Below are 25169 nucleotides of genomic sequence, written 5' to 3'. Positions count from 1 at the left end.
AGGTTAGTAATGGAATCGTGTTACTGCGTGGGGTTGATACCGATGATTTCGAGCAGCGGAGAGTCGTTCTTGCGTACAAGCTGCAAAGTGGCATCCATCACCACATCTACACCGAGGAGTACAAGGCTCAGCGATACGACACCTGTCTTCTCGCCTCGGAGCAGTGTCTCAAGCTCTCCGGCCTGTTCGAGTTCATCCTTGAGGATACCGATACCTGATAGCTCGTCCCAGTTTACATCTTCCACCTTGAAAGGTGCTTTATTCTTATCGTTCATCTTAAAATTCATTTTAGAGTTATACATTGATTTGAGTTGTCCGAGTTATGGATTAGATGCTCTGTCCCTTTGACTGACGCTTCTCCTGTTTTTCGGCTACCACATTACGCTGTGATGCGTTGCGGTTTCGGTCGGGATTCTCGTTATAGAAGTCGAGCTTGTTCTGGTTGGAGTTCAGCTTGACATACTGCGAGATGCTCTTGCCATCGAAGCCCTTCATGCCCTCCACGAGTACCGACTTGCCGCTCTGAAGGTCGGCACGCTGCTGACCGGAGAGCTTGGCACCGAAGATCTCCTTCGGAATCTCGAACTTGGCACGCTCCTCAAAGCCGTCGGGAGTGCGAGAGTACATCAGTCGTCCCGTCTCAAGGTCTGCCTTGATGAACGATGAGAACTCCTCGCCACGGTTGTTCACCATATCATTGAGGAAGATGGCTCGACCTTCACGCAGGTCTTTCTGCTCCTCAGCGGTAAGTTTCACACCGCCTATCTCCTTCGGGATGTAGATTTCTCTTGCACCCTCGGGCGAGTCGGGATTGTAACGTGTGTAGTTAGGTCGTCCTGTCGCCTCATCGAGTTTCACATACGATGAGAAGAGTTCGCCATCCTTACGCTGCATATCCTCCACGAAGATTGCCTTGCCTGCATTGAGGTCTTCAATCTGCTGCTTGGTAAGCTCCACACCACCGAGAGCGGTACGGTTGAAGATACGGTCGTTCTCGAAGATGAAGTCGATACCTCTACGCTCGGCACTTACCTGAATGTGGGCGTTGAACTCGTTGCCCGACTTGGCGGTCATGCCCTCGATATAGACCTTCTTGCCCTCACGCAGGTCGTTCTTCTCCTGGTCGGTGAGCTGCACGCCCTTAATCTCGTTAGGGATATAGACATTCTCAGCACGCATGGCCACCACCTCGTTGGTCATCTTGTCAAGGCTGATGAACGATGGGATATACTCTCCGTTGCGACCTTTGAGTTCCACCACTCGGCCCATATTGCCTGTTTCGAGGAGGTTCTTCTTGTCCTCTTCCGAGAAGATGTGTCCGAAGTAAGGACGCTCCAATTCGGGTTGCTTGCGGATACCGTGGATGGCGAGTACCACCTCACCTGTGTTGGACTGCTGCAACGACAGGCGTGCGTCGGTACGCAGTACGGCAGAGCCGAAGTTAAGGTTGATAGGTACAAGTTGGTTGGTCTTGTAACCTTTGAGCATTGAGTCGAGGAGTCCTCGCTCCTGAAGATACTCACGTGAGAGTCCGAAGTTCTTCAACTGGTCCCAGTTGATCATAGACTCGTTGTAACGATACTGATTGTTCTGCTGCTGGTCGTTAGCTTCAACGACGGGCTGCTGGGTTTGATTTTTCTTTGCCATTTCTTCTGAATTTTGATTGTTAATACTCTGTTCTGTTTGGTTTTTTGGGGTTATCTCATACTTTTTGAGAAACTCTTCCACTGCTTTTGTTTTCTTACCTTCGGCAAGGTCTTCGATGGCCTGCTTGACTTCGGGTTTGTCAAACTCCTCCTCCTTCATCGTGAAAAGACCGAAGTGTGTAGGGTCTTTCAACTGACTCCAGAAGTTCTTGAGGAAATTCTCGAAGAAGGTCGCATAACGGTCAATCTTGAGAAAGGAGTTCTGATGCTCTTTGTCTGCCGGCACGGTGGAATACTTGCCATTCTTGTTGATTTCGGATACCGCCTGAATGAGCAGTTCCATCTTGTCTAAGACCAGCACGATGTCGCTCATCTGCGGGTTCTCGGTGACTTGTGTTTTTGAGGGGTCATCCCTTACATTTTTCTTTGCCATAACTGTGAGTTTTTAGCGTTAATAACTAATGTTGTCACCGCAAATATATATAGCAAAATTTGATAAAACATTGACATTTAAGTCGTTAGACTATACAAGTCATAAGATGTCATCACTTGTCATAGCAGGTACGAAAGCAAAGACACGAAAAAGGGCAAAAGAAGGGTGAAAAGAGGGAAAATGCTCCACACAAAAGCTGAGGTGGAAAGAGCGAAAAACGAAGGCAAAAAAATGTGCGAGAAAGAAGCGGTGTATGACCGAAAAGCAATAACTTTTGTAATATGCAGAGTTGAGAGCTGAGCTGCTTTTGTCCCCACTTAAAAATTGGGGCACTAAAAAGATGGCGGTGGTTGATAGACCTTATAGGAGAATATAGATATGGCAGTCAGGTTGAGAATAGAGATGCGGCATATCTTACCGCAATGGATTTTTGACCTGTTGTACTATGCGTCGTAGGTCGCTTCGCTTGCTAAGTCCCAACCTCTGTCTCAACTCGGACGGCGATACCGGAGCGTTTTTTCGGGTGAAAAATTATCGCAGAGAATTTTTTGCCCGAAAACCCTCGGCTTGAACGTGGAGGTATTGTCCCTCCGAGTTAACTTCTTGAAGGGACTTTGCGAGTGAAGCGGGATTTTCACGCTATATATACTTTTTGTAGCCCATTCTGTCTTTCAATCGTAAAAAACGGAGTAACTTTGCAGTATTATAAAAATATAGTATATGGCATATTTTAATGATAAATTCAAAATGGCAAGGCTTGATCAAAGTCCTTATCTTTTTCATTTCATCAATGGGTATGACCAGTCTCCTCATGAAACATTACGAAAGATTTTGGAAGAAAAGCAACTTGTTAGCAGCAAAGGTTATATATGTTTTTCGGCTTCACCATTAACTGCTATTACAAAATTTTTTGACGTAAAGGTTAAAAGCACTGGAAAACCCATGTATCAACCTTGGGGATTAGGTTTTTCAAGAGATATATTAGTTCGAGATTTTGGAGCTAGAAATGTTATTTATACAGACGGTACGGAGGAAATACCAGATCATTTAGAGTGGAGAACGCAGAAATTGGATGTAGATTCTTATGACTTTGAGTATCTGCGTGAATGGCGAATCAAGAACGGCAAATTTGATTTCTCTGGATTCCCTAGAGGAGATATGATTGTTATAGCTCCTGATTATAATTGTTTAAACGATTTAGTTGTAAGATTTGATATGGAATTCACCCCTTTTGTAAATCATTATACTGGAGATATTGAAGAAGACTGGAGTGAAGTTTGGAAACGAGAATGGAAAGGTCTTTCAGTAGATAAATTAGATTCTAATAATATATTGGATGATTTTGCTGTTTCTGGCTCTACAATTTCTCAAATATTGGAAGAAGATATGCTTGATAAATTACTATCAGATTCACCTTGGAGTGTGCTAACTAATAAATAAAAAGGCTATGGAAGAAATCAAATATTATTGTTACATATGTGATGAAGAACTTACTGATACCAATAATTCAGATGAGCATATTATACTAAATGCTATTGGAGGACATTTACATTCAAATAAACTTTTGTGTAAAAGATGTAATAATACATTAGGAGACACCGCGGATGCAAAATTGGCAGAAGATTTATCCTTTTATACAGATATGTTGAAAGTGAAAAAAGTACGCAAGAATCCGCATAAACAAATTATGTTAGATGATGAAGGTCGTGAAGTTGCAGTTTATAACGCTGGAGAAAAAATAGAATTAAGACGCCCATATGTGGATAAAGAAGAAAATCAAGGTAATATCAGCATACATATAACTGCTCGCAATGAAAAAGAGTTAAAGGGAATTCTTAATGGTCTAATTAGAGAGGGAACAATCTCTCAAGAAGAAGCAGATAAACTTATTGAGAAGGCTGTCACTGTTGAACATAAGCCGATCCTTCATAAACGAAATTGTATTTCGCAAGAAGCATTCCCTAGTATTATAAAATCTGCTGTAAATTATTATTTGTTTAAAACTCAAGATACTCCTCGAATAAAACATTTAATTCCTTATATAGTAGGAGAAAAGGATGCCAAAGAAGTCTTGTATCTTCATCATTTCAAGAAACTTCCATATGATGATACCAAAGAAGAGGTAACTCATATGATTCATATAGAAGGAAGTAAAGATACAGCATTATTATATGCTATGATGGAATACTATGGTATATTCATTTATATTGTAGTTTTAGATTCAAACTATCACGGAGATGATATAAATGAAACATATACATATGATACAGTAGAAGGTTGTGAAATAACTCGAACTTTTTCATTACCTCTTACTCTTGAAGAACTTAATGTTTTTAGAGAACAACCATATGATGAATATGTGAAAAATTTGCCATACATTGAAGAAAGATGTGATAGGGTTATGAATATATGGCAAAGAAGAAAGGATCATGAAGAATTATCAAAAACCATAGAAAAAGCATTTGGGAAATATCCTGACGGATGCGTTATAACGGAAGAAATGATTTCTGAAATAGGAGATGAGATTATGAAATTTGTAGAAAATAAGTTGTCATCTCAAATTTAATAATGCAAAAAAGCCAACTTAAGCCTGCATATACAGACCTAAGTTGGCTTTCTCATTTATAGGAATTAGCAGTTCCTATGTGTGTATGCTCCACCCGTGCATCGGCTCCATCAATACGGCAAATGATTGATCGGGCTTTCCGTGATAGAGCAAGCCTCCAACAATACCCGTTCTGCCATCGGGATATACCTGTCGGAATCCGAATGAGTGTGGAGCCGAGTCATAGTAGAGTTCAATTTCACACGGGCAGTTTGGATTTTCCTCCCATTGTTTCAAGCGGTCAATACATTTTTGCAGCGTGTCGTTCTCGATTTCCTTTGCGTAGGCAACAGCCTTTTCATAACGCTCTTGACATAAAATCTTCATACTTGATATGTTTTAAGGGGTTTATAATAAATCTTCATATACTCCAAAGCCGTAGCAGTCGGCAATGTAAAAGTCCTCACTGCCGATTTCTGCAAGTGACTTCATATCTTCCAGCGTGTCGCAATAGAAGAAAATGTCATCATCCTTTTCGGTATCGGAATCCATTCCGATGGCAATACGCACTTCAACGGTATCGTAGTTATCCTTATAGCGTATAAGACAATCGGCATAGTGAGGCTCGATGCCTCGCTCTGTAAAGAACTTCAAGCATTGGCGACTTATCTCTTTTCTGACTGCATCGGGCTTCTTCCAATCGGAGTCGTCAATAATTTCAAGGCTGAGACCTTCGACAACCAAGCAAGTAGCACCATCTACATTTGTCATAAGTGTACGCTTGCCCATATACTTCTTGCGTTCTTCTTCCCAGTTGGGTAAATCCCATCTTTCTGTGGTCCATTCTCCACGATAATCCTTTGGTTTGCGGAGATACTCTGATAATGTCATTCTAATCATAGTCTATCATTATTTAAGTTATACATTACAGGCGAAGCACTGTATTCTATTTCTTTACCGCCTTGACTGTTCCGTGCAGGATTGTGCAAGGTTGGCGGGAAAAATACCGCAAGCCCCGAGGGGCGAGGATGATTTTTCCACGACACCCACAGGGCTTGACCTTGCTCAATCCGTAAGGCACGGGACAACCTTTGCGGTAAGAAATAGGATACAGATTCTAATCGTTATCCTCTTCGTCCTTCTCGTCTGGCAACAATCGTTTACGCAACTCAGGATCAGCCTTGATTCGTTCCATTTCATCTTGAACTATCTGCTCAACCTCATCTTTGATACGGGAATAGTTACGCTCTATCTGCTCCTGCATAATGTCGTTGCCGTTCTCGTCTTTGAACTCATTGACGATAGGAATCTTCTTGTATGCCTTTGTCTCGGCATTGACCTTTGCACTATCCACGATGATGCGTGAGTGGAAAATCTTCTGGTCAATCTCCTCGCCGAAGTTATCCGCCACGCTACCCACAAATGTGCCTTGCGAGAGGTTGGAAATCTTCGAGGCAGGTATAAGGAAGTCCAACTGAGTATTGATAGAGGTAGATGTGTCCTGACGGTTGATAGATACCGACTGACGCTGCTGGAGTATCTTGCCGAAACGCTCCGATAGGTTCTTTGCAGTCTCGCCAACCACCTGTCCGCTGAAGATATTCCCCACCGTATTTTGGATAACCTTCGCCTCCTTGTCACCATAGTCACGAGCCAACTGCGAGTAATCCTGAAAACCGAGACAAACAGCTACCTTGTTGCTTCGGGCAGTGGCAATGAGGTTGTCGATACCACGGAAATAGATAGTCGGCAACTCGTCAATGATGATGGAACTCTTCAACTGACCTTTCTTGTTCACCAACTTCACGATACGGCTGTTGTATAGACCGAGAGCCGCAGAGTAGATATTCTGGCGGTCGGGATTATTGCCTACGCAGAGTATCTTCGGCTCATTGGGGTTGTTCAAGTCGAGGGTAAAATCATCGCCCGTCATCACCCAATAGAGCTGCGGAGAAATCATTCTCGACAGCGGAATCTTTGCCGATGCAATCTGGCCTTGGAGCTGATCTTGCGCTCCACCTTTCCATGCGTCCATAAAGGGTGAAAGATAGTTTTCCAACGAAGGATAAGAGGTCAGAATCGTAAATATATCCGCATACGGTTTGTTCAGGAACTCAATCGTATGAGGGAAGGTACAATACTTACCGTCCTTGTAGATTCTCAGATACCAGATGATAGCCGCCAAAAGAATAATCGGAGATTCTACGAAGAAGTCGCCCTGTTTCTGAATCCATGTTTTATTCAAGTTAAGCATAATAGTATATGCTGATTCATAGGCATCGCTGATATCAACCATAAACTTCGGGTTAATGGGATTACAGCGGTGTGAGCGACGCGGGTCATCAAAGTTGATGACATAAAAACTCGGCTTTACCTTGTACTTGTCTATGTTCTTCAACAACTCATTGTAGGCAATTACCGACAGGTCATCAAACTTGTAGTCGTAGATGTATGTGGCAAAGCCTTTGGCTATGGTTTGCTTGATGTAGTTGTTCACTACGGCATACGACTTACCGCTACCCGGTGTTCCCAGTACGATGGTTGCTCTGAACGGATTCACGACATTTATCCAACCGTCCCATTCCTTGCCTTGATAGACAAACTTCGTAGGCAGGTTTACCGAATACTCATTTTCCATCAGTCGTGTCTCCTGCATGAAGCTCTCGTTGGCCACATTAAAGACATCTTCCATAAGGTTATGCTTGAACATACGGCTTATCCATACTCCAGACATAAGAAAGAGGATATATCCGACAGTCATAGTAACCGTGTAGATTACCATATTCACGATTGGCGAGAACGGTAAGTCGAGCATCCACCAATTCATAAAGAAGAGTACAAGACCACCGAGGAAGGTCGCATAAATCTTCTGCCAGGTCATCTTCTGATTCTTGACTCCCTTTGTGCCGAGGCACGACAGAGCCAAGAATATGATGGCGAACACCTTTGTCACAAGCAGGTTGCTGAACAGCCCTGCTGTATTCTGAAAGTTGAGCAGTATCTTATCTACCACTCCGATGTTGATACCCATATCCACGATGGCCTGATAGCAGAACCAGTAGATATGTACTACAATAAATATAATGGATATGGCACGCATGAACTCCATGACCTTTGCCAATCCTCTCAAATCATCTTCCTGTTGCATAATAAATTCGTTTTAATGGTTAGTGAAATTGGTTTACGATATGCCGCGTGAACGGCGTTTTTTCTTCTTCCTTTTCTTCTGGTACTGCTTGGCGAGCATCTCCTCCTGCGGATCATTTGCAGGAGCGTCAAACGAGAAGATTCCGAAGGCTTGCTCTATGCCCGATTCAAGGTCTGCCGATGAGAGGCTGTGGCTTTCCGAAAATCCTTGTGGCATATCAGTCCATGGAATGTCGCCCTGCAAGTTGAATAGCTTCTCGAAGTTGTTTGCCGAGAACTCCTTACCCAGACGGGAACCGTTATAGACCTCACGATTGTGGTGGTCGATGAATGTGACACCGTAAATGCGACCTGCATCGTTCTCGCGGAACACCACATCAATGCCCTTGCTGCCAAGCAGACGCACGAACTCCTCGCGGTTGCCACGACAGCCGTGCATTGCCAGAGCCACATCGTTGCGGATTTTGGGTTGCCACCTCTTCGCTCGTAACTCCTGAGCATTGTAGGCGATACGCTTCTCCACACCATCGTAGCCGAAACGCTTGCCGATAAGCGAGGACTTGATGGGCGTGCAGATAGGCTTACCGTTCTCATCGGTCATCGTGTAGATGATACCCGAATAGGGTTTGCCATCGAACTCGCCCTTGACCTGCTTTGCCTCGATGTTGAAGCACGAGAGCATGGCACTGTACTCGCCGAAGGATTGGAAACGGTACGAGGTAAAGACACTCTTGAGAATGTTCGATACCTGCTGCTTTACATCGCCACGGGTGTAGTCCGCTTTCTTGAGATATGGCTCCAACAACTCTCTGCGTTTGTCGGCAATCTGTTTTAGCCCGAACATCTGCTCCAATTCTCGGCAGGCCTTCATCGAGCGGTTCCACTCGTAGGCATCGTCTATCTTCTCACCGTTCTCATTCACGCAGGTAGATACTATATGTATATGTCTGCGGTCTATGTCCTCGTGGAGATAGACAATGTAGGGCTGGTTGCCGTAGCCCATCTTCTGCATATAGGCTCTTGCCAAATCCGCAAACTGACTGTCGGTAAGATTGTCGTCCAATGTCGGATTGAGCGATATATGCAGGATAGGCTTCTCGGTGTTGCGGTTGGCAGCAAGATAACTCTCAAAAGCGAACATCGTCTGCCGGACAATCCTATCAGGGTCATAAAGAGAATCGGTAATCATGCGGTTGCCCGCTATGATGCGTGCCGTATCCTCATTTACCTTCTGCTGATTGTAGATGATGGCTCCGTAGAGTGAAGCACCTCTGTTGATTTTAGCCACCATATCAACCTCCGCTTTTACGATTTAAGTGCCTCTCCTCAAACTCGCGTGTGAGGGCGATAATCTGCTTGCTCAGCACTACCAACTCCAGTGTGGCTTTCTCCAATTTGGCGACAAGGGCGAATGCCCGCTTATCCCCGAAGTTGGCTTTCACAGCTCGTACCGTCTGATTGTAGTTGTTGCCGATGGCTTGGAACTGATGGTAAAAATTCGTGAGGCGTATGTAATAATCCATAGCCGCCTTGTCGAGTTTTACTACCTTTACTTCACGCTCGAAGATTAGAGCCTTTAGAAATTTCGACCTCTCCTTGAATCCTGATTTTTGGAATTGGATGTCGAAGTGTCCGTTCTCTTCCGATGTCAATCGGACCACATAGCGATGTATAGCTGGATCTAATTTCGGTTTCCTGCCTACACCTTTTCTTTGGTTTTTCCTGTTGTTCGTCTGCATACTTTTACATTTAATTGGTTACTAACTTCCGCTATGGATTCACGACTTTGGAGTGAATCCCTCCCCGAGCCGCAGGCGAGTGGCAAGTTTGTTTTGAGTGCCCGAAAACATTTCGGGTGCCTCAAAACACAACTTGCTATGTTCGCTTGAACATGAATTTTCCTTCGTAAAATTGGCTGTCGCCGTTCCCCTCAGAGAGAAGCATCCGAAAACTCCGTTCGTCGTGCGTCCATAGACCTTTCTGGTGTAAAGTTAGACAGGTGTATTCTATTGGTAAATAGCGAGTTATATGCTATGTGGTGACATATGATGACATGTATAGTCAGAGGCTTGACAACATGGTGATTATTCCAATTTTTCGCTATTTCTTTGCGGTGTGAACGGTTGGGAATTACCCTCCGATAACGGAATAATGGTCACACTGTCGGTTGCTTCCGTGAACAGTTGGATAGTTGGAAGCAATGTCGGATATGACAGTTAACGGAAGGTCATGACCAATATACCGACCAGTAGCGGTTGGATAGTCGGAAGTATCCGATAACGGTTGCTACGATGGTCGGAACAACGGAAGATTCTGATAGTGCAAACAACCGCTAATGGATAGTTGGAAGGATGCGTTCACGGGATATTGGAAGAGACAGTTAACTTATTTATTAACAATTTAAATTTTAAGTATTATGAGTAAAGAGTGTTTGTTAGTTGCTATCAGCAACCAGAAAGGCGGGGTTGGTAAGTCAGCCCTTACGGTAGTACTCGCCAGCTACCTTCACTATGAGAAAGACCTTAATGTCGCAATCATCGACTGCGACTCACCGCAGCACAGCCTCGTGCGTATGCGTGAGCGTGACAAGAAGGCAATCTCTGCAAGTCCCTATCATCAGCAGCTTGTGGAGAAGCAATGGGAACGCACACAAAAGAAGGCATATCCCATTATCGGCTCTACGGCAGAGAAAGCAAGAGAGGCGGCGGACAAACTTGCCGAGAAGGAGAACTTGGATATTGTATTTGTGGATCTGCCGGGAACGGTGCAATCAACGGGTGTCTTCCGCACCATAGTTAATATGGATTATGTATTGACACCTTCCATTCCCGATTTGATTGTTATGCAGAGTACACTATCCTTTGCCACCACTGTATTGGACTATGCAAAGAGTCAGAAGGATGTTCCTCTCAAAGACATCATCTTCTTCTGGAACAGACTCAAGAAGCGTAGCAATACGGATGTACTGAAGACCTACTCGCAGATTATGGGAGAGTTGAAGCTATCCGTTCTCGACTCCACTCTGCCTGACCTATGCAGGTATGAGAAGGAGATTACCCATGCGAAAAAGTCATTCTTCCGTTGCACGATGTTACCGCCTCCTGCGAAACTTCTTAAGGGCAGTGGTATCGGTGAATTGGCCGATGAGCTGATTGTGAAACTTAAACTGAAATAGTTATGGCTAAGAAGAAAGTAGAAGTCAATGAGGATATGCTCAAAGACATTATGGTCGGTGATATCCCTGTCTTTGGCAGGGAAAGACCGAACTATCAGGAGCCGAAGGTCATTGAGACCGAGGATTCGGATACAGATTCGGACGAAGGCACTGAGGCGGTAGCCTCAAAGCCGAGTACCCCCAAGCCACGAAAGAAGCGTGAGGAAACAAGTACATATAAAGAGAGGTATCTTGTGAATATACCTGCCTCAAACCGCTCGCATGTATATATCAATCGCGAAGTGGCGGACTGCATCAAACGGGTGTTGCCTGTCATTGCTCCCGATATGAGTGTATCAGGTTACATCAGTAATATCCTTGTGGAGCATTTACAGCAGCACTGGGATGAGATTAACGAGTTATATAACAAAGAGTATTACAAACCATTAAAACCATTTTAAGTATGATTGAAACAATAGTAAATATCACAACAAGAGCTTGTTATTTGGTAACAGCAGGCGTTATCGTAAAGTATATCTATAGTCGATTTGTACGACACAAAAATCATCAGGGAACTAATATTCCTATGGTGAAGAAACAGACCATAGTTGCTCTTGTAGAGAATCCTTCGCTATATGAAGATACTTCTTCTGCAAAAGGAATTGATAAAGCGGAATATAAAAAGAGATTCCTTGGTAGTTATATGATGAAAAATCGCGTCCAGGTCTATATTGATAGAAGTAGTCATGAATGTATGAAGCGATTTTTATCAATTGCTGCACCAGATACGAGTATGGCAGGCTATGTCAGTAGAATTATCAAAGACCATATTGCTGAAAATGCTACGACTATCAATAAGATTTTTGAGGATAGTAAAACTAAACTCTTTTAGCTATGGAAGTAAAGATATATTTTGCAGTAAAGGTCTTATGTGCCTTATTCGTATTCTATCATCTGTGGGTGTTCTTGTTTTGCCGTAAGATTTACGGTTTGTGGGACAAACTGCATAACTGGGCACGCATAACCCGTGTCAGATTATGGAAGTACCGAAAGAAACGAATGGCAGAAAAAGCCAAGCGTGAAAGGCGTAAGAAAATATACGGTAAGGATTTGCTTACGGAAAAGCCTAAACCAATCCAAACAGTAATGCCTCAAAAGGTTGAAGAGAGTCCTCCTGTTGATGATGATCCGAATGAGGTAATGGGAAAGTCCAATATCATATATTATAACGATATTGAAGCTGACCGGAAGATTCCGACCCGTTCTTTACCTTTGAAAGAGGTAGAACTGCCTGTAGATAAGGACATCAATCCCGATGATGTAGAGGATAACATCGAACCTCAGAAGGGTTTGACCGAAGAGGATAAGCGTGAGTTGATGGAGCCTGAAGGAGTAATACCTGATCCGGACTTTGACAAGTCCTTAACATATGAGGATATGAACAACCTTGTGGATGTGCTAAACTCAGATAATCCTGACGAGCAGAAGTCTATTCGTGCAGCATCAACCATCCATCATAAGTTGGCTAATACGGTGATATTGGACTTCCTTGTCAATAAGGTAAGCAATGGAGATAAAGTAAATCAGTTGCTCCAAGAATGTTTGGATGCTAATGGAAATCCTCTGCCTAAACGAAGGAAAGCAAGTAAAGTCAAGTCGTTCGATATAAATAAGTATGCTTAGTATTTGTACATGGTTAATGATTTTTATTACTTAAACAATGTTGGCTGGCACTCCGATGTGAATCGTGGTGCCAGCGTTTTTTATGGAGTCCGCTATTTTAATTAACAAGTAAGGCAAGTATCGTAATGCCTCGTGCATTATGATTCTTGCCTTGCTATGTTGTTTAAGCTATAATTACTCTGCTGTTGCTCTTGGAGGAACTTTTCGGAATCGTTCCTGCAACGTTTCGAGGAACTTGAGCAAATCTGCAAACTCCAGAGCCTCTCCATAGATAAAGCTGGAACGCATATCGCTGTAGTCCACCTCATATTTCGGGACAAGTTCTTCACTTGGAACAATCGTAATGGATTCTGGCAGTCCCTTATCATAATCCACATATCCGACATGATAGAATTTCTTTCTATGCTCTACAATGTCATAATAAAGGTTAGAGTCATTCAATGCCTTATCCATATAATCGGTATGTGATAACTTTTCCAAATCATAGAAATGGCGAGACATACGATATGTTCTTGGCTCTTTCTTTTGGTATTCCTCACAAAGCAAAAATGCCTTCTCTAAGAATGTCCTTGCAGGACTCACGGTCTTGATGGTCTGAACAATATCAGAATCAACATCTTCATTCTTATAGACCTGTTCAACCAATGAAGATATGCGTTTCATTTCGTATGGTTCAGCCATAGAAAGGACACTGATTTCAATCTTCACAGTCGGTATTGCATAGGGAGCGTCGCTATTATAGAGTGATGGATATTGAACAAAAATCACAGATGGGTCTTTATCGTGATCCACCTTCTTTAGTTCACCATTTTCATCAACGACTTCATTTTCTGCAAGTACAATCACATCCAACCCTAAATTTGCCAGTTGTTCTTTCAAGTCATCTTTAAATTCACCGAAAAGATAATCCTGAGCCTTTTCTCTGAACTTGTGGATTTGAGTGTTGCTGGTGCAGTTGGCACACGACAGATTCATTTCATTTAAGAAGAAGTCACGACCAAGAGCCAAGTCAATATCTTCACTGAAACGGTCTATAATATCCCAACCTTTACTCAAACTTGTACCGCCTTTGAAAAGTAGATACTCGGAAGCCTTTGTGTGGAACAAGGCGTACAATATGGCTGTTACCCACCAATCTTTCTCCGCTGCGGCTTCATCAATATTCTTTGCTTCCACAACGCCCTGTATCATGGCCTTGCGTTCATCTATCGAAAAGTCTATCCATTTACTCATTGTCAGTATCCGTTTTGAGGTTTCTTTTTATAATTTGTCTTACCCATACCGGTGCCAATAATAGATCGTGTTCAATTGTTTCTGTTTCAGGTGTTGCAGATAATAGTTGAGCAACTCTTTTTTCCACGCTCTCTGTTATATTATCCTCTCCAATGCTACGAAGAGCCTGTACCAATTCGGGCATTAGTTTTCCTTTGTATGCAAAATTTCTTGGAACGCCATGTTTTAATGTTACAGTTCTATTGCCCAATTTCAGAGTTCTTGGAGTTCCTGATGTTATGAAACAAGCATTCATTGGGACTTGTGTGGAAAATCCCAATCTATTAGCAGCGGTTTCACCTGTTGGAAATACTATAGCCTTATCTCTCTTGGCAATCTCCGTTACCAGTTCAAAAGCAGAAGGATATACCACTCCAAATCGTGTTTTTTTTGCCTTAACATATACGCCTTTGGCTATTCGTGTAATCAAACCCTCTTTCTCAAATTGAGCAAGGAGTTTGGTTACATATTCCACATCAAATTGATGGAATGTAGACACAAAAAACACCTCGCCATATCTTGCGTAGGTTATCTTTGCCTTAACTTTATGTTCCACAGTTCTTTGCATACGATTTTTAGCCTATTTTAAGTCGGAATAAAAGCGTTTTTTTCCGACCACAAAGGTATGAAAATATTGCGAAGTGACAAAAGAATCCATTGTTTATTTCATTACACCTATACTTTTTGCTCTTTAAGCGGGCAAAAACTTGTGATTTTTGGAAGTTTTCGCCCGCTTAACCCGACAATATAAGGTTGAAATTTCATCCTTCAAACAAGCCTTCTTGTCCCTCTTTTTACCCCAAAATCCACCCTTCAAAAGACCCCAAATATGACATCTGACGACACGTTATGACGCGTATAGACCGATTTGAAAATCAATGGATTAAGTGCTATATATTCGCAGTCGAAATCACTTTTTGTATAACTAAAAAACATTTCGACGTATGAAGAAAAAAGTATTATTCGCAGCAGCATTTATGCTTGCAACAGTAGGTGCTTACGCACAGGGTAACGGTATCGCAGGTATCACCGAGGCTACCAACATGGTAACATCGTATTTCGACCCCGGTACCAAGTTGATTTACGCAGTGGGAGCCGTAGTCGGTCTTATTGGTGGCGTGAAGGTCTATTCGAAGTTCTCTTCGGGCGACCCCGACACCTCGAAGACCGCAGCCTCTTGGTTCGGTGCCTGTATCTTCCTCATTGTAGCCGCCACTATTCTCCGTTCATTCTTCCTCTAATATGGCGGTCTATCAAATCAACAAAGGGATTGGTCGTAGCCCCGAGTTCAAGGGGCTACGCAGCCAATACCTCTTCATCTTCGCCGGCGGTCTGCTTGCCATACTCATTGCCTTTATGGTGCTGTATATGGCAGGCGTGAATCAATGGATATGTATCGCACTGGGAGTCATCTCCGCTTCGGTACTTGTCTGGGCGACCTTCCACCTCAATGCCAAGTATGGCGAGTGGGGCTTGATGAAGATGCAGGCTGCAAAGAACCATCCCCGCTACATCATCAACCGCAAGCGATTCTTGCGATTGATTATTCCTAACCTCAAAAACAGAAAGTCATGAGAAATGTAATGAAAGCAGCTACCCTCGAAAGCAAGTTCCCGATTCTGTCGGTTGAGCACGACTGCATCATCAGCAAGGATGCCGACATCACGGTCTGCTATCGTGTGGAGCTTCCCGAACTCTTCACCGTCACACAGGCGGAGTATGAGGCGATACACTCGGCATGGGCCAAGGCGGTCAAGGTCTTGCCGAACTACAGTATCGTGCATAAGCAGGACTTCTTCATTGAGGAGAGCTACACCCCCGAGTTGCAGAAGGAAGACCTCAGTTTCCTCAGCCGCTCTTTCGAGCGACACTTCAATGAGCGTCCTTACCTGAAGCATACTTGTTATCTGTTCCTCACCAAGACCACCAAGGAGCATAGCCGCACAACCAGCAGTTTCAATGCCCTTACCCGTGGCTTCATTATCCCGAAGGAGATGCAGGACAAGGAGGCGGTGAGCCGATTCCTGGAGTGTTGCGAGCAGTTCGAGCGTATCATCAACGACAGCGGATTCATCACGCTCACACGTCTTACGGGCGATGAGATTACAGGCACGGAGTCAACTGCGGGCATCATCGAGAAGTATTTCTCGCTCTCGCAGGAGGATACCACCTGCTTGCAGGACATCACCCTCGGAGCTGGCGAGATGAAGATTGGTGACAACTACCTCTGTCTGCATACGCTCTCCGATCCCGAAGACCTGCCGACAAGCGTAGCCACCGACAGCCGTTACGAGCGTCTCTCGACAGACCGTAGCGATTGTCGCCTCTCGTTTGCCGCACCTATCGGGGTGTTGCTCACCTGCAACCACATCGTGAACCAGTACCTCTTCATAGATGACTCTGCGGAGATGCTGCGTAAGTTCGAGCAGACAGCACGCAATATGCACTCGCTATCGCGTTACAGCCGCTCAAACCAGATTAACCGCGAGTGGATTGAGGAGTACCTGAACGAGGCACACAGCCAGGGGCTGACGGCTATCCGTGCCCACTGCAATGTCTTCGCGTGGAGCGATGACCGAGAGAAACTCAAGCGTGTGAAGAACGATGTAGGCAGTCAGCTCGCCTTGATGGAGGCCAAGCCCCGACACAATACAGTGGATACGCCTACCTTGTTCTGGGCTGCTATCCCCGGCAATGCAGGCGATTTCCCTGCCGAGGAGTCCTTCTACACCTTTATCGAGCAGGCACTATGCCTCTTTATCGAGGAGACCACAGGACAGGATTCACTCTCTCCGTTCGGTATGCGTATGGTGGACCGCTTGACGGGCAAGCCTATCCATCTGGATATTTCGGATTTGCCTATGAAACGTGGTATCATCACCAACCGCAACAAGTTCATCCTTGGTCCTTCGGGCAGTGGAAAGTCCTTCTTCACCAACCATATGGTAAGACAGTATTACGAGCAAGGTACGCATGTGCTGCTTGTCGATACGGGTAACTCTTATCAGGGGTTGTGTAACCTTATCAATGCCCGTACAGGTGGCGAGGACGGTATCTACTTCACCTACGAGGAGAGTGATCCGATAGCCTTCAATCCTTTCTATGTCGAGGACGGTGTGTTCGACATTGAGAAGAAGGAGTCCATCAAGACGCTTATCCTCACCCTGTGGAAAAGGGATGATGAGCCACCGACGAGAGCCGAGGAGGTGGCGCTCTCCAATGCCGTGAACCTTTTCTTGGAGCGTATCCGTGCAGACAAGAGCATCAAGCCCTCGTTCAATACCTTCTATGAGTTTGTCCGTGACGAATATCAGGATATTCTCAAGGAGAAGCGTACACGCGAGAAGGACTTCGATGTGTGGGGATTCCTCAATGTCCTGGAGCCATACTACAAGGGTGGCGAGTATGATTTCCTATTGAACTCCGACAAGCAGTTAGACCTCTTGAACAAGCGGTTTATCGTCTTCGAGCTGGATAACATCAAGGACAACAAGGTACTCTTCCCGATAGTGACCATCATCATTATGGAGACCTTCATCAACAAGATGCGTAGGCTGAAGGGCATCCGTAAGATGATTCTCTTGGAGGAGGCGTGGAAAGCCATCAGCAAAGAGGGCATGGCCGAGTATCTGAAGTACCTCTTCAAGACCGTGCGTAAGTTCTTCGGAGAGGCTGTTGTGGTCACTCAGGAGGTCGAGGATATCATATCATCTTCGATTGTCAAGGGCACCATCATCAACAACAGCGACTGCAAGATTCTTCTCGACCAGCGTAAGTATGTGAACAAGTTCGATGAGATACAGGCTTTGCTCGGACTTACCGACAAGGAGCGTGCACAGATTCTCTCCATCAACCTCTCCAATGCTCCCGGCAGGAAGTACAAGGAGGTGTGGATAGGTCTTGGCGGAGCACAGTCGGCAGTCTATGCCACAGAGGTATCTCCTGAAGAGTACTACTGCTACACTACCGAGGAGACCGAGAAGCTGGAGTTGCAGCGGCTCACCGAGAAGTTGGACGGTAATATCGAACTGGCCATCAAGCAGCTTGCCGAGAGCAAGCGAAGCAAGTAACCCTTTTTATCAACCATTAAACATTTGAAGTATGTATAGTAACTTAAAATCAGACGAAAAGAGACGCCAGGAGGTCATCTCGTGCCTCTATTGGTCACTGATGCAGAATTGGAACATTCCGCAGTCGATGCAGGATTACTTCGGACTTACGGAAGATTACCGTCTGTATCATCAGTTGGAGGATATGGATCCTGCAATCTATCGGCAGAAAAGAGCAACGGGAGAGATACCTGATGTGCTTGAGGTGGATGCAAGGCTGACACGAGCCGTGGAGAAGATCTTCGAGAGTATCTGTGAACGACCTCCCGTGCCTTATCTCAACAAACTGAATGATGAGTTGGAGAAGCTGGGGCAGATTGCACATTTCCCCGACAATGTTCACGACACCATCCATATCCGTCCCGATTTCCTTGCCAAGTACGGTATTGACAGGAAGGCTTCTTCGGAAGAGTGTTCTGCCAAGGCTGAAAAGGCATATCGTGAACTCGATGCCCGCTTTGTCAGGATGACAGGCAGAAGACCTTATGCTGATGAGCTTTTCAACGGAATGAAGAAGAGGCAGAGCGACTCTTCCGAGGAGAGACCGTCCCGAAAGCAGCATATCCGACAGAAACCCAAATCAAGAGGTCGCAAGATGGGACTGTGATTTCAGTAAGACAATGATTAAGTATTCACCCTTTAATTCGTAACAGTATGAGATTGAAAATTTTTATACTCTGTCTGGTGGCTCTCTTTGTCAGCCAGACATCGAGGGCGCAGTGGGTGGTGACAGACCCCGGCAACCTCGCACAAGGCATCATCAATGCCACGAAGAACATCGTGCATACATCCTCTACGGCAAGTACGATGATTCAGAACTTCCAGGAGACAGTAAAGATCTATAAGCAGGGCAAGGAGTACTACGATGCTCTGAAGAAGGTGAAGAACCTTGTCCGCGATGCACGCAAGGTACAGCAGACCATCCTGCTTGTGGGCGACATTACCGACATCTATGTAAACAGCTTTGAGCGTATGCTGAACGACCCCTATTTTACGGTGGAGGAACTCAGTGCCATAGCTTTGGGATATACGAAACTGCTCGAAGAGAGTGCCCACCTCTTAAATGACCTTAAATCGGTTGTCAATGAGAACGGACTCTCGATGAGCGACAAGGACCGTATGGATATCATCGATAAGTGTTACAGCGAGATGCTCCAATACCGTGGGCTTGTGCAGTATTACACCAACAAGAACATCGGGGTGTCTTACCTCAGAGCGAAGAAGCAGAACGATGTTGACCGTGTGATGTCCCTCTACGGCTCGCCGAGTGAACGCTATTGGTAAATCTGAAATCCTACGACTATGGTACTATTAGCAGTAAACTTTGAAAATCTGCATCAGATACTCCAGAGTCTGTATGAGGATATGATGCCCCTCTGTTCGCAGATGACGGGTGTCGCCAAAGGACTTGCCGGATTGGGTGCTCTCTTCTATGTCGCCTATCGTGTCTGGCAGTCGTTGGCAAGAGCCGAGCCTATAGATGTCTTTCCGCTCCTGCGTCCCTTTGCTCTCGGATTGTGTATCATGTTCTTTCCGACATTGGTGTTGGGCACACTCAACAGCGTAATGTCGCCCATCGTGACGGGAACGCACAGAATCCTTGAAACGCAGACCTTCGATATGAACGAGTATCGTAGGCAGAAGGACAAGCTGGAATTTGAGGCGATGAAACGCAATCCCGAAACAGCCTACCTTGTGGATAAGGAGTCCTTTGACAACAAGCTCGATGAGTTGGGTGCGTTGGATGCGATTGAGGCTTGCGGAATGTATGTGGATCGTGCGATGTACAATATGAAAAAGGCTGTTCAGAACTTCTTCCGTGAACTGTTGGAACTGATGTTCAATGCCGCAGCCCTTGTCATAGACACGCTGAGAACATTCTTCCTCATCGTCCTCTCGATACTCGGACCTATATCCTTTGCGATAGCCTGTTGGGACGGATTCCATGCCTCACTCACGCAGTGGTTTGTCCGATACATAAGCATCTATCTGTGGCTACCTGTGAGCGACCTTTTCAGCAGCGTGCTTGCACGCATACAGGTACTGATGCTACAGAAGGACATCGAGCAACTGTCTGATCCCAACTTCATCCCTGACGGGTCAAATGCGGTCTATATCACCTTCCTCATTATCGGCATCATCGGATATTTCACCATTCCGACAGTGGCCAACTGGATAATCCAGGCAGGCGGCGGTGCAGGTAACTATGGCAGGAACGTAGCCCAGACAGCGAGCCGCACGGGATCGATTGCAGCAGGTGCGACAGGTGCCGCCATCGGCAACATCGCAGGAAGATTACTTAAACGATAACCTATTAAACAGTATTCAAATGGAATTCAAATCATTTAAAAACATCGAGACCGGCTTCAGACAGATACGTTTCTTCGGCATTGCCTACCTCTTTGTCTGTGCTTCACTTGTGGGCTTCTCGCTTTGGAAGGCATACAGCTTTGCCGAGGCACAACGACAGAAGATATATGTCCTTGACGAGGGCAAGTCGCTGATGCTGGCTCTCTCGCAGGACTTGGAGCAGAACCGTCCTGTGGAAGCAAGGGAGCATGTGAAGCGTTTCCACGAACTATTCTTCACGCTTGCACCCGACAAGAGTGCCATCGAGGGTAATATCCAGAGGGCAATGTTTCTGAGCGACCGCTCGGCATATGAGCACTACAGCGACCTTGCGGAGCAGGGGTATTACAACCGTATCATCTCAGGCAATGTATCGCAGCGTATCGAGGTAGATAGCATAAGCTGCAACTTCAACCACTATCCCTACGAGGTGGTGACATACGCAAGGCTATCCATCATCCGCGAGAAGAGTATCACCGAACGAAGCCTTGTAACCAAAGGGCGACTGCTCAACTCCACACGCAGCGACAACAACCCTCACGGATTCATCTTCGAGGCGTTCCGTGTGGTGGAGAACAAGGACCTGAGAGTCTATGACAGATAACCCAATTATTCACCATTAACATTTACAGCGATGAAAAAGTACATTCAGAAAATCAAGGATTCAATCAACAAGTCTTGGAACAACAAGGCATCGAAGACCAAACGCCTTATCATCTACGGCCTCTTGCTGGCGTATATGGGAGTGGCCCTTTATGTCATCTTTATGCCTGCTCCCGATTACAGATATGAGGAGTATGTCAGAAGTGAGCCGCCTGCCACCAATCTGATTATCGAGGAGGAGGCAACTCCTGCCGACAGCCTCTCGGATGAGAAGATACGGGAGATGGAAGAGTTCTTTAACCAATTTAATTCAGAGAGCTATGAGTAACGATGCAAATGCTCTGAAAAGAAAGGAGCAAATCAAGAAAATTCTTGTGTATGGCGGAATGGTTATGCTATGCCTTGTATCATTCTACTTCATCTTCAAGCCATCGAAGGAGCAGGTGCAGGCGGAACAGCAGAAGGTAGGCTTCAACGCCGAACTTCCCGATCCGCGAGGTGCAGGCATCGAAGCGGATAAGATTGCAGCCTACGAACTGGAGGATATGCGTGTCAAGCAGGAGCAGAAGATGCGTACCCTTGAGGACTTTACGGCAATGACCACCGATGACGAGGAGGAAGAGGTGGTCGAGATACCCGAGGAACCGAGATATACAGGTGGTGGCTCATCCTATCGAAGTGGCAGTAGCAGTCGGAGCAACTCGTTCTCTACATCCACATCTGCCTACAACGACATCAATGCTACGCTCGGCAGTTTCTACGAAGAGCCGCGTGAGGATCCTGAAAAGGAGGCTCTGAAAGTGGAACTTGAGGAGCTGAAGCAGTCGATGGCACAGCAGCAGAACAGCCAGCCGACATATGCCGACCAGGTGGCACTTTTGGAGAAGTCATACGAGCTTGCAGCGAAGTATATGCCCGGAGGTACTGCTGCAACCTCCGAGGGCGCAGCCGAGGAGGTGGAGACCACCACACGAAGTGGCAAGGCGAAGGCACAGCCCGTAGGTCATGTAACGACTCCCGTAGTGTCGGCACTCGCTCAACCTGTAAGCGACTCGGTGATGATAGCACGGATGGCACAATCCGTAGGCAGTGGCTTTCACACTGCGGTAGGCGAAGCACCGAAGCAGACAGCACGTAACACCATCAAGGCGTGTGTGCATGGCGACCAGACGATCATCAGCGGTCAGAGTGTGCGGCTCAGGCTCTTGGAGGCGATGCGTGTCGGAAAGTATGTACTGCCACGAAACACCCTCATCACGGGTGAAGGCAGCATCAAAGGCGAAAGGCTCGACATCGAGATTCTTCAGGTGGAGCATAACGGAACGATCATTCCCGTAGAACTTACCGTCCACGACAATGACGGACAGGCGGGAATCTTCATACCCGGCTCCATGGAGGCGAGTGCGGCAAAGGAGATGGCGGCAAATCTGGGACAGAACCTCGGAACGAGCATATCCATCACCAACCAGTCTGCCGGAGACCAACTGCTATCCGAAGTAGGTCGCGGTGCCATACAGGGCGTGTCGCAGTACATCTCCAAGAAGATGCGTGAAGAGAAGGTACACCTCAAATCAGGATATACACTGATGCTTTATCAAAACAATCAATAACCTATTAAAACATTAAAGACATGAAAAAGATTTTTGTAATGCTTGCCCTCACGATGGGCGTTGTAAGTGCCAATGCACAGTCGGTTGATTCAACCGCAGTAACTAACACAGTAGCCGGTGATGTTACCCTCACTACGGACATCTATCCGCAGCAGGAGGATGGTGACATCTATCACGGGCTGACAAAGAAGCTGACCTTTGACCGTATGATACCGCCTTACGGCTTGGAGGTGACATATGACAAGACCACTCACATCATCTTCCCTGCGGCAGTACGCTATGTCGATCTCGGCTCGCCTAACCTTATTGCAGGTAAGGCCGATGGCTCGGAGAATGTGATTCGTGTGAAGGCTACGGTAAAGAACTTCCGCGATGAGACCAATATGTCGGTGATTACCGAGAGCGGCAGTTTCTACACCTTCAATGTGAAGTACTCGGATGAGCCTCTGCTCCTGAATATCGAGATGAAGGACTTTATTCACGATGGCAGTGAGGTAAACCGTCCCAACAATGCTCTCGACATCTATTTGCAGGAGCTTGGCAGTGAGTCGCCGAAGTTGGTACACCTTATCAGCAAGGCTATCCACAAGGACAACAAACGCCACATCAAGCACATCGGCTGCAAGGCGTTCGGCATCCAGTATCTGTTGCGTGGACTCTACACCCACAATGGTTTGCTCTACTTCCATACGCAGGTGAAGAACACATCGAATGTACCATACGAGGTGGACTTTGTGACCTTCAAGATTGTGGATAAGCAGGTGATGAAGCGTACAGCCATTCAGGAGCAGGTCATCTTCCCTCTGCGTGCCTATGACTATGCCACAACCGTTGCGGGCAACAAGGATGAGCGTACTGTATTTGTGTTCGACAAGTTCACCATCCCTGCCGACAAGGTGCTTGTGGTGGAGATGCACGAGAAGAGCGGTGGCAGACACCAGACCTTCACCGTGGAGAGTGAGGACATCGTAAGAGCAAAGGTAATCAACGAACTTAAAGTGAAGTAACCATGAAAAAGTATCTGTTTCTACTTGTCGCAGTCGTATCGCTTGCCCTGTCATCAGGGCAGGCATACGCCCAGCGTTATCTCCCGAAGATGATGGGTGTGGAACTCAGAGGCGGCTTTGTAAACGGCTCGAAATCTCCGCTCAACTACTACACGGGAATAGCGATGTCGGGATATACCAAGAAGGCTAACCGCTGGGTGGTCGGTGCAGAATATCTGCTCAAGAACTACGACTATCGTGGTACATCCATTCCTCGTGCCCAGTTCACAGCCGAGGGCGGTTACTATCTGAAGTTCTTGTCCGATCCCACAAAGACCTTCTTCCTCTCCATCGGTGGCTCTGCATTGGCAGGCTACGAAACGGTGAATTGGGGCGATAGATTACTACACGACGGCTCTACGCTGCTTGCCAAGGATGCCTTCATCTATGGCGGTGCCATCACCCTTGAATTGGAGAGTTATATAACAGACCGTATTGTCCTGCTTGCCAATGTGCGTGAGCGTGTCCTCTGGGGAGGCTCACTCGGCAAGTTCAGCACTCAATTCGGCTTAGGTGTCAAATTTATAATCAATTAAAAGCGTTATGAAAAAGTTATTTTCCTATATGATGGTTTGCGGTGCCATGATGACCGCTGTATTAGGCTTCACATCTTGCGAGGATGACCTCGATGTTCAGCAAGCCTATCCTTTTAAGGTTGAGACAATGCCTGTACCCAAGCGATTGGTACAGGGCGAGACAGCAGAGATACGCTGTGAGATTGTCCGTGAGGGGTATTTCTCCGATACTCGCTACACAATCCGTTACTTCCAGCCCGATGGCGAGGGTACATTGAGAATGGATGACGGTATGGTGTTACTCCCGAATGACCGCTATCCGCTTGACAGAGATGTGTTCCGTCTGTACTATACCTCAGAGTGTGAAGACCAGCAGACGATAGATGTCTATTTCGAGGATAACCACGACCAGCTCTATCAGCTCACATTCACATTCAATAATGAGGCGAAGGAGGAAGAGGATACCACAGAGGGTAACACGATTACTCCCATAGGAACTATCGTCTCTCCAATCAACATCAATCCTTAAACAACGGTGGCAGGCACTCGCTTGTCGGGTGTCTGCCGCCATAACCAATCACTAAAAGAGAATCTATGAGAATAAAATTGATGATTATTTGTCTGACCTTGCTTTGTGGATATGCCAAGGCACAGACACGTGGCGGCGACTCATCGCCACCACTACCCAAGGAGATTTCTGCGGAACTGTTCGATAAGGCGGTAGCACTTATCAAGGAGTTTGAGGGGTGGCACTCGGCAAAACACTATCCATACATCGGTTATGGTCATAAACTGCTTCCACACGAAAACCTGACAGCCGATATTACCGAGGAACAAGCGGATTCGTTACTCAGAGCCGACCTATTGGAGCGATACAAGTATTTCCGACAGTATGGGAAAGATGCTCTGTTGTTATCCGAAATTTCGGATAACAGAAGTTATCCAAACCAAAATATTATCCCAACTTGACTTTTTATTGTATTGAATATCAGTAAATTGTTATATTTTAGTAGCAGATAATAAAGAGTGATTGTTCCATTATTCAAGAACAGTCCCT

At 45.8% G+C, this 25169-nt stretch carries 28 protein-coding genes; 19 read left to right on the top strand and 9 right to left on the bottom strand.

Going from position 1 to position 25169, the window contains the following annotated elements; all coding sequences use genetic code 11:
• Positions 1-20: 20 nt before the first annotated feature.
• Together N5O98_RS07730 and N5O98_RS07725 are read right to left on the bottom strand one after the other, a co-directional pair.
• Positions 21-275, bottom strand: coding sequence for a DUF4099 domain-containing protein (locus N5O98_RS07730; protein WP_005794016.1), 255 nt, complete (start codon positions 273-275; stop codon positions 21-23).
• A gap of 52 nt (positions 276-327) precedes the next feature.
• A complete protein-coding gene (locus N5O98_RS07725) occupies positions 328-2079 on the bottom strand; it encodes a DUF3945 domain-containing protein (RefSeq protein WP_005794018.1) in 1752 nt (583 codons plus the stop codon).
• 720 nt (positions 2080-2799) lie between these two features.
• Here N5O98_RS07725 and N5O98_RS07720 point away from each other — a divergent pair.
• Complete coding sequence (locus N5O98_RS07720; protein WP_195664414.1) at positions 2800-3519, top strand: hypothetical protein; 720 nt, start codon at positions 2800-2802, stop codon at positions 3517-3519.
• Positions 3520-3526: 7 nt separating this feature from the next.
• Positions 3527-4645: an HNH endonuclease gene (locus N5O98_RS07715; RefSeq protein ID WP_007834090.1), complete on the top strand. Its 1119-nt coding sequence runs from the start codon at positions 3527-3529 to the stop codon at positions 4643-4645.
• 75 nt (positions 4646-4720) lie between these two features.
• On the opposite strand, the gene N5O98_RS07710 is transcribed toward N5O98_RS07715, so the two are convergent.
• The 5 genes from N5O98_RS07710 to mobA form a co-directional block, all read right to left on the bottom strand.
• Complete coding sequence (locus N5O98_RS07710) at positions 4721-5011, bottom strand: DUF4120 family protein (RefSeq protein ID WP_195664413.1); 291 nt, start codon at positions 5009-5011, stop codon at positions 4721-4723.
• A gap of 21 nt (positions 5012-5032) precedes the next feature.
• A complete protein-coding gene (locus N5O98_RS07705) occupies positions 5033-5524 on the bottom strand; it encodes a hypothetical protein (protein WP_007834084.1) in 492 nt (163 codons plus the stop codon).
• Between the two features lie 217 nt (positions 5525-5741).
• Complete coding sequence (mobC, locus tag N5O98_RS07700; RefSeq protein WP_250794780.1) at positions 5742-7772, bottom strand: conjugal transfer protein MobC; 2031 nt, start codon at positions 7770-7772, stop codon at positions 5742-5744.
• Between the two features lie 33 nt (positions 7773-7805).
• The gene (mobB, locus tag N5O98_RS07695) at positions 7806-9062 is read right to left on the bottom strand and encodes a conjugal transfer protein MobB (RefSeq protein WP_007834077.1); all 1257 of its coding nucleotides are present in this window, start codon (positions 9060-9062) and stop codon (positions 7806-7808) included.
• A 1-nt stretch (position 9063) separates the two neighbouring features.
• Positions 9064-9510 carry a conjugal transfer protein MobA gene (gene mobA, locus N5O98_RS07690; RefSeq protein WP_007664665.1) on the bottom strand — a complete coding sequence of 149 codons (447 nt, stop codon included), beginning with the start codon at positions 9508-9510 and terminating at the stop codon, positions 9064-9066.
• A 677-nt stretch (positions 9511-10187) separates the two neighbouring features.
• On the opposite strand from mobA, the gene N5O98_RS07685 reads away from it, so the two are divergent.
• From N5O98_RS07685 to N5O98_RS07670, 4 genes are read left to right on the top strand one after another with little or no spacing between them, the layout of a single operon-like run.
• Complete coding sequence (locus N5O98_RS07685) at positions 10188-10946, top strand: ParA family protein (protein ID WP_007834075.1); 759 nt, start codon at positions 10188-10190, stop codon at positions 10944-10946.
• 2 nt (positions 10947-10948) lie between these two features.
• Positions 10949-11386: a DUF3408 domain-containing protein gene (locus tag N5O98_RS07680; protein ID WP_007834071.1), complete on the top strand. Its 438-nt coding sequence runs from the start codon at positions 10949-10951 to the stop codon at positions 11384-11386.
• A 2-nt stretch (positions 11387-11388) separates the two neighbouring features.
• Positions 11389-11817, top strand: coding sequence for a DUF3408 domain-containing protein (locus N5O98_RS07675; RefSeq protein ID WP_007834063.1), 429 nt, complete (start codon positions 11389-11391; stop codon positions 11815-11817).
• Between the two features lie 2 nt (positions 11818-11819).
• Positions 11820-12608, top strand: coding sequence for a DUF4122 family protein (locus N5O98_RS07670; protein ID WP_007834049.1), 789 nt, complete (start codon positions 11820-11822; stop codon positions 12606-12608).
• 174 nt (positions 12609-12782) lie between these two features.
• On the opposite strand, the gene N5O98_RS07665 is transcribed toward N5O98_RS07670, so the two are convergent.
• A complete protein-coding gene (locus tag N5O98_RS07665) occupies positions 12783-13841 on the bottom strand; it encodes a nucleotidyl transferase AbiEii/AbiGii toxin family protein (protein ID WP_007834048.1) in 1059 nt (352 codons plus the stop codon).
• On the bottom strand, positions 13834-14448 hold the full coding sequence (locus N5O98_RS07660) for a DUF6088 family protein (RefSeq protein ID WP_007834046.1): 615 nt from the start codon (positions 14446-14448) through the stop codon (positions 13834-13836). Before N5O98_RS07660 ends, N5O98_RS07665 begins: the two co-directional genes overlap by 8 nt.
• Positions 14449-14824: 376 nt before the next feature.
• Between N5O98_RS07660 and N5O98_RS07655 the strand changes: the two genes are divergently transcribed.
• The 13 genes from N5O98_RS07655 to N5O98_RS07595 all read left to right on the top strand — a co-directional run bounded on the left by N5O98_RS07655 (position 14825) and on the right by N5O98_RS07595 (position 25081).
• Positions 14825-15121 carry a DUF4134 domain-containing protein gene (locus N5O98_RS07655; protein WP_005794045.1) on the top strand — a complete coding sequence of 99 codons (297 nt, stop codon included), beginning with the start codon at positions 14825-14827 and terminating at the stop codon, positions 15119-15121.
• A gap of 1 nt (position 15122) precedes the next feature.
• Positions 15123-15455: a DUF4133 domain-containing protein gene (locus N5O98_RS07650; RefSeq protein ID WP_007834043.1), complete on the top strand. Its 333-nt coding sequence runs from the start codon at positions 15123-15125 to the stop codon at positions 15453-15455.
• Positions 15452-17950 (top strand): TraG family conjugative transposon ATPase, encoded by a 2499-nt coding sequence (locus N5O98_RS07645; RefSeq protein ID WP_195664315.1) that lies wholly within the window; start codon positions 15452-15454, stop codon positions 17948-17950. Before N5O98_RS07650 ends, N5O98_RS07645 begins: the two co-directional genes overlap by 4 nt.
• A 31-nt stretch (positions 17951-17981) precedes the next feature.
• Positions 17982-18596 (top strand): hypothetical protein, encoded by a 615-nt coding sequence (locus tag N5O98_RS07640; protein WP_007834038.1) that lies wholly within the window; start codon positions 17982-17984, stop codon positions 18594-18596.
• Between the two features lie 47 nt (positions 18597-18643).
• Positions 18644-19273, top strand: a complete 630-nt coding sequence (locus tag N5O98_RS07635; RefSeq protein WP_007834029.1) for a DUF4141 domain-containing protein — start codon at positions 18644-18646, stop codon at positions 19271-19273.
• A gap of 18 nt (positions 19274-19291) precedes the next feature.
• Positions 19292-20299: a conjugative transposon protein TraJ gene (gene traJ, locus N5O98_RS07630; RefSeq protein WP_007834027.1), complete on the top strand. Its 1008-nt coding sequence runs from the start codon at positions 19292-19294 to the stop codon at positions 20297-20299.
• Positions 20300-20318: 19 nt separating this feature from the next.
• On the top strand, positions 20319-20942 hold the full coding sequence (gene traK / locus N5O98_RS07625; protein ID WP_007834025.1) for a conjugative transposon protein TraK: 624 nt from the start codon (positions 20319-20321) through the stop codon (positions 20940-20942).
• Between the two features lie 30 nt (positions 20943-20972).
• A complete protein-coding gene (locus tag N5O98_RS07620) occupies positions 20973-21269 on the top strand; it encodes a hypothetical protein (protein ID WP_007834023.1) in 297 nt (98 codons plus the stop codon).
• On the top strand, positions 21262-22551 hold the full coding sequence (gene traM / locus N5O98_RS07615) for a conjugative transposon protein TraM (protein WP_007834016.1): 1290 nt from the start codon (positions 21262-21264) through the stop codon (positions 22549-22551). Before N5O98_RS07620 ends, traM begins: the two co-directional genes overlap by 8 nt.
• A 20-nt stretch (positions 22552-22571) precedes the next feature.
• Positions 22572-23558 carry a conjugative transposon protein TraN gene (gene traN, locus N5O98_RS07610; protein ID WP_007834015.1) on the top strand — a complete coding sequence of 329 codons (987 nt, stop codon included), beginning with the start codon at positions 22572-22574 and terminating at the stop codon, positions 23556-23558.
• A 2-nt stretch (positions 23559-23560) separates the two neighbouring features.
• Positions 23561-24133, top strand: coding sequence for a conjugal transfer protein TraO (locus N5O98_RS07605; protein ID WP_007834014.1), 573 nt, complete (start codon positions 23561-23563; stop codon positions 24131-24133).
• Positions 24134-24140: 7 nt separating this feature from the next.
• Positions 24141-24641 (top strand): DUF3872 domain-containing protein, encoded by a 501-nt coding sequence (locus N5O98_RS07600; RefSeq protein ID WP_007834013.1) that lies wholly within the window; start codon positions 24141-24143, stop codon positions 24639-24641.
• Between the two features lie 65 nt (positions 24642-24706).
• Positions 24707-25081 (top strand): hypothetical protein, encoded by a 375-nt coding sequence (locus tag N5O98_RS07595; protein ID WP_269495583.1) that lies wholly within the window; start codon positions 24707-24709, stop codon positions 25079-25081.
• The last annotated feature ends 88 nt before the right edge of the window (positions 25082-25169 follow it).

The sequence above is a fragment of the Bacteroides sp. LFL-34 genome (assembly GCF_027257075.1).
In the GTDB taxonomy this organism is placed as follows: Bacteria; Bacteroidota; Bacteroidia; order Bacteroidales; family Bacteroidaceae; genus Bacteroides; species Bacteroides ovatus.
This window is presented reverse-complemented; position numbering and strand designations above follow the sequence as displayed.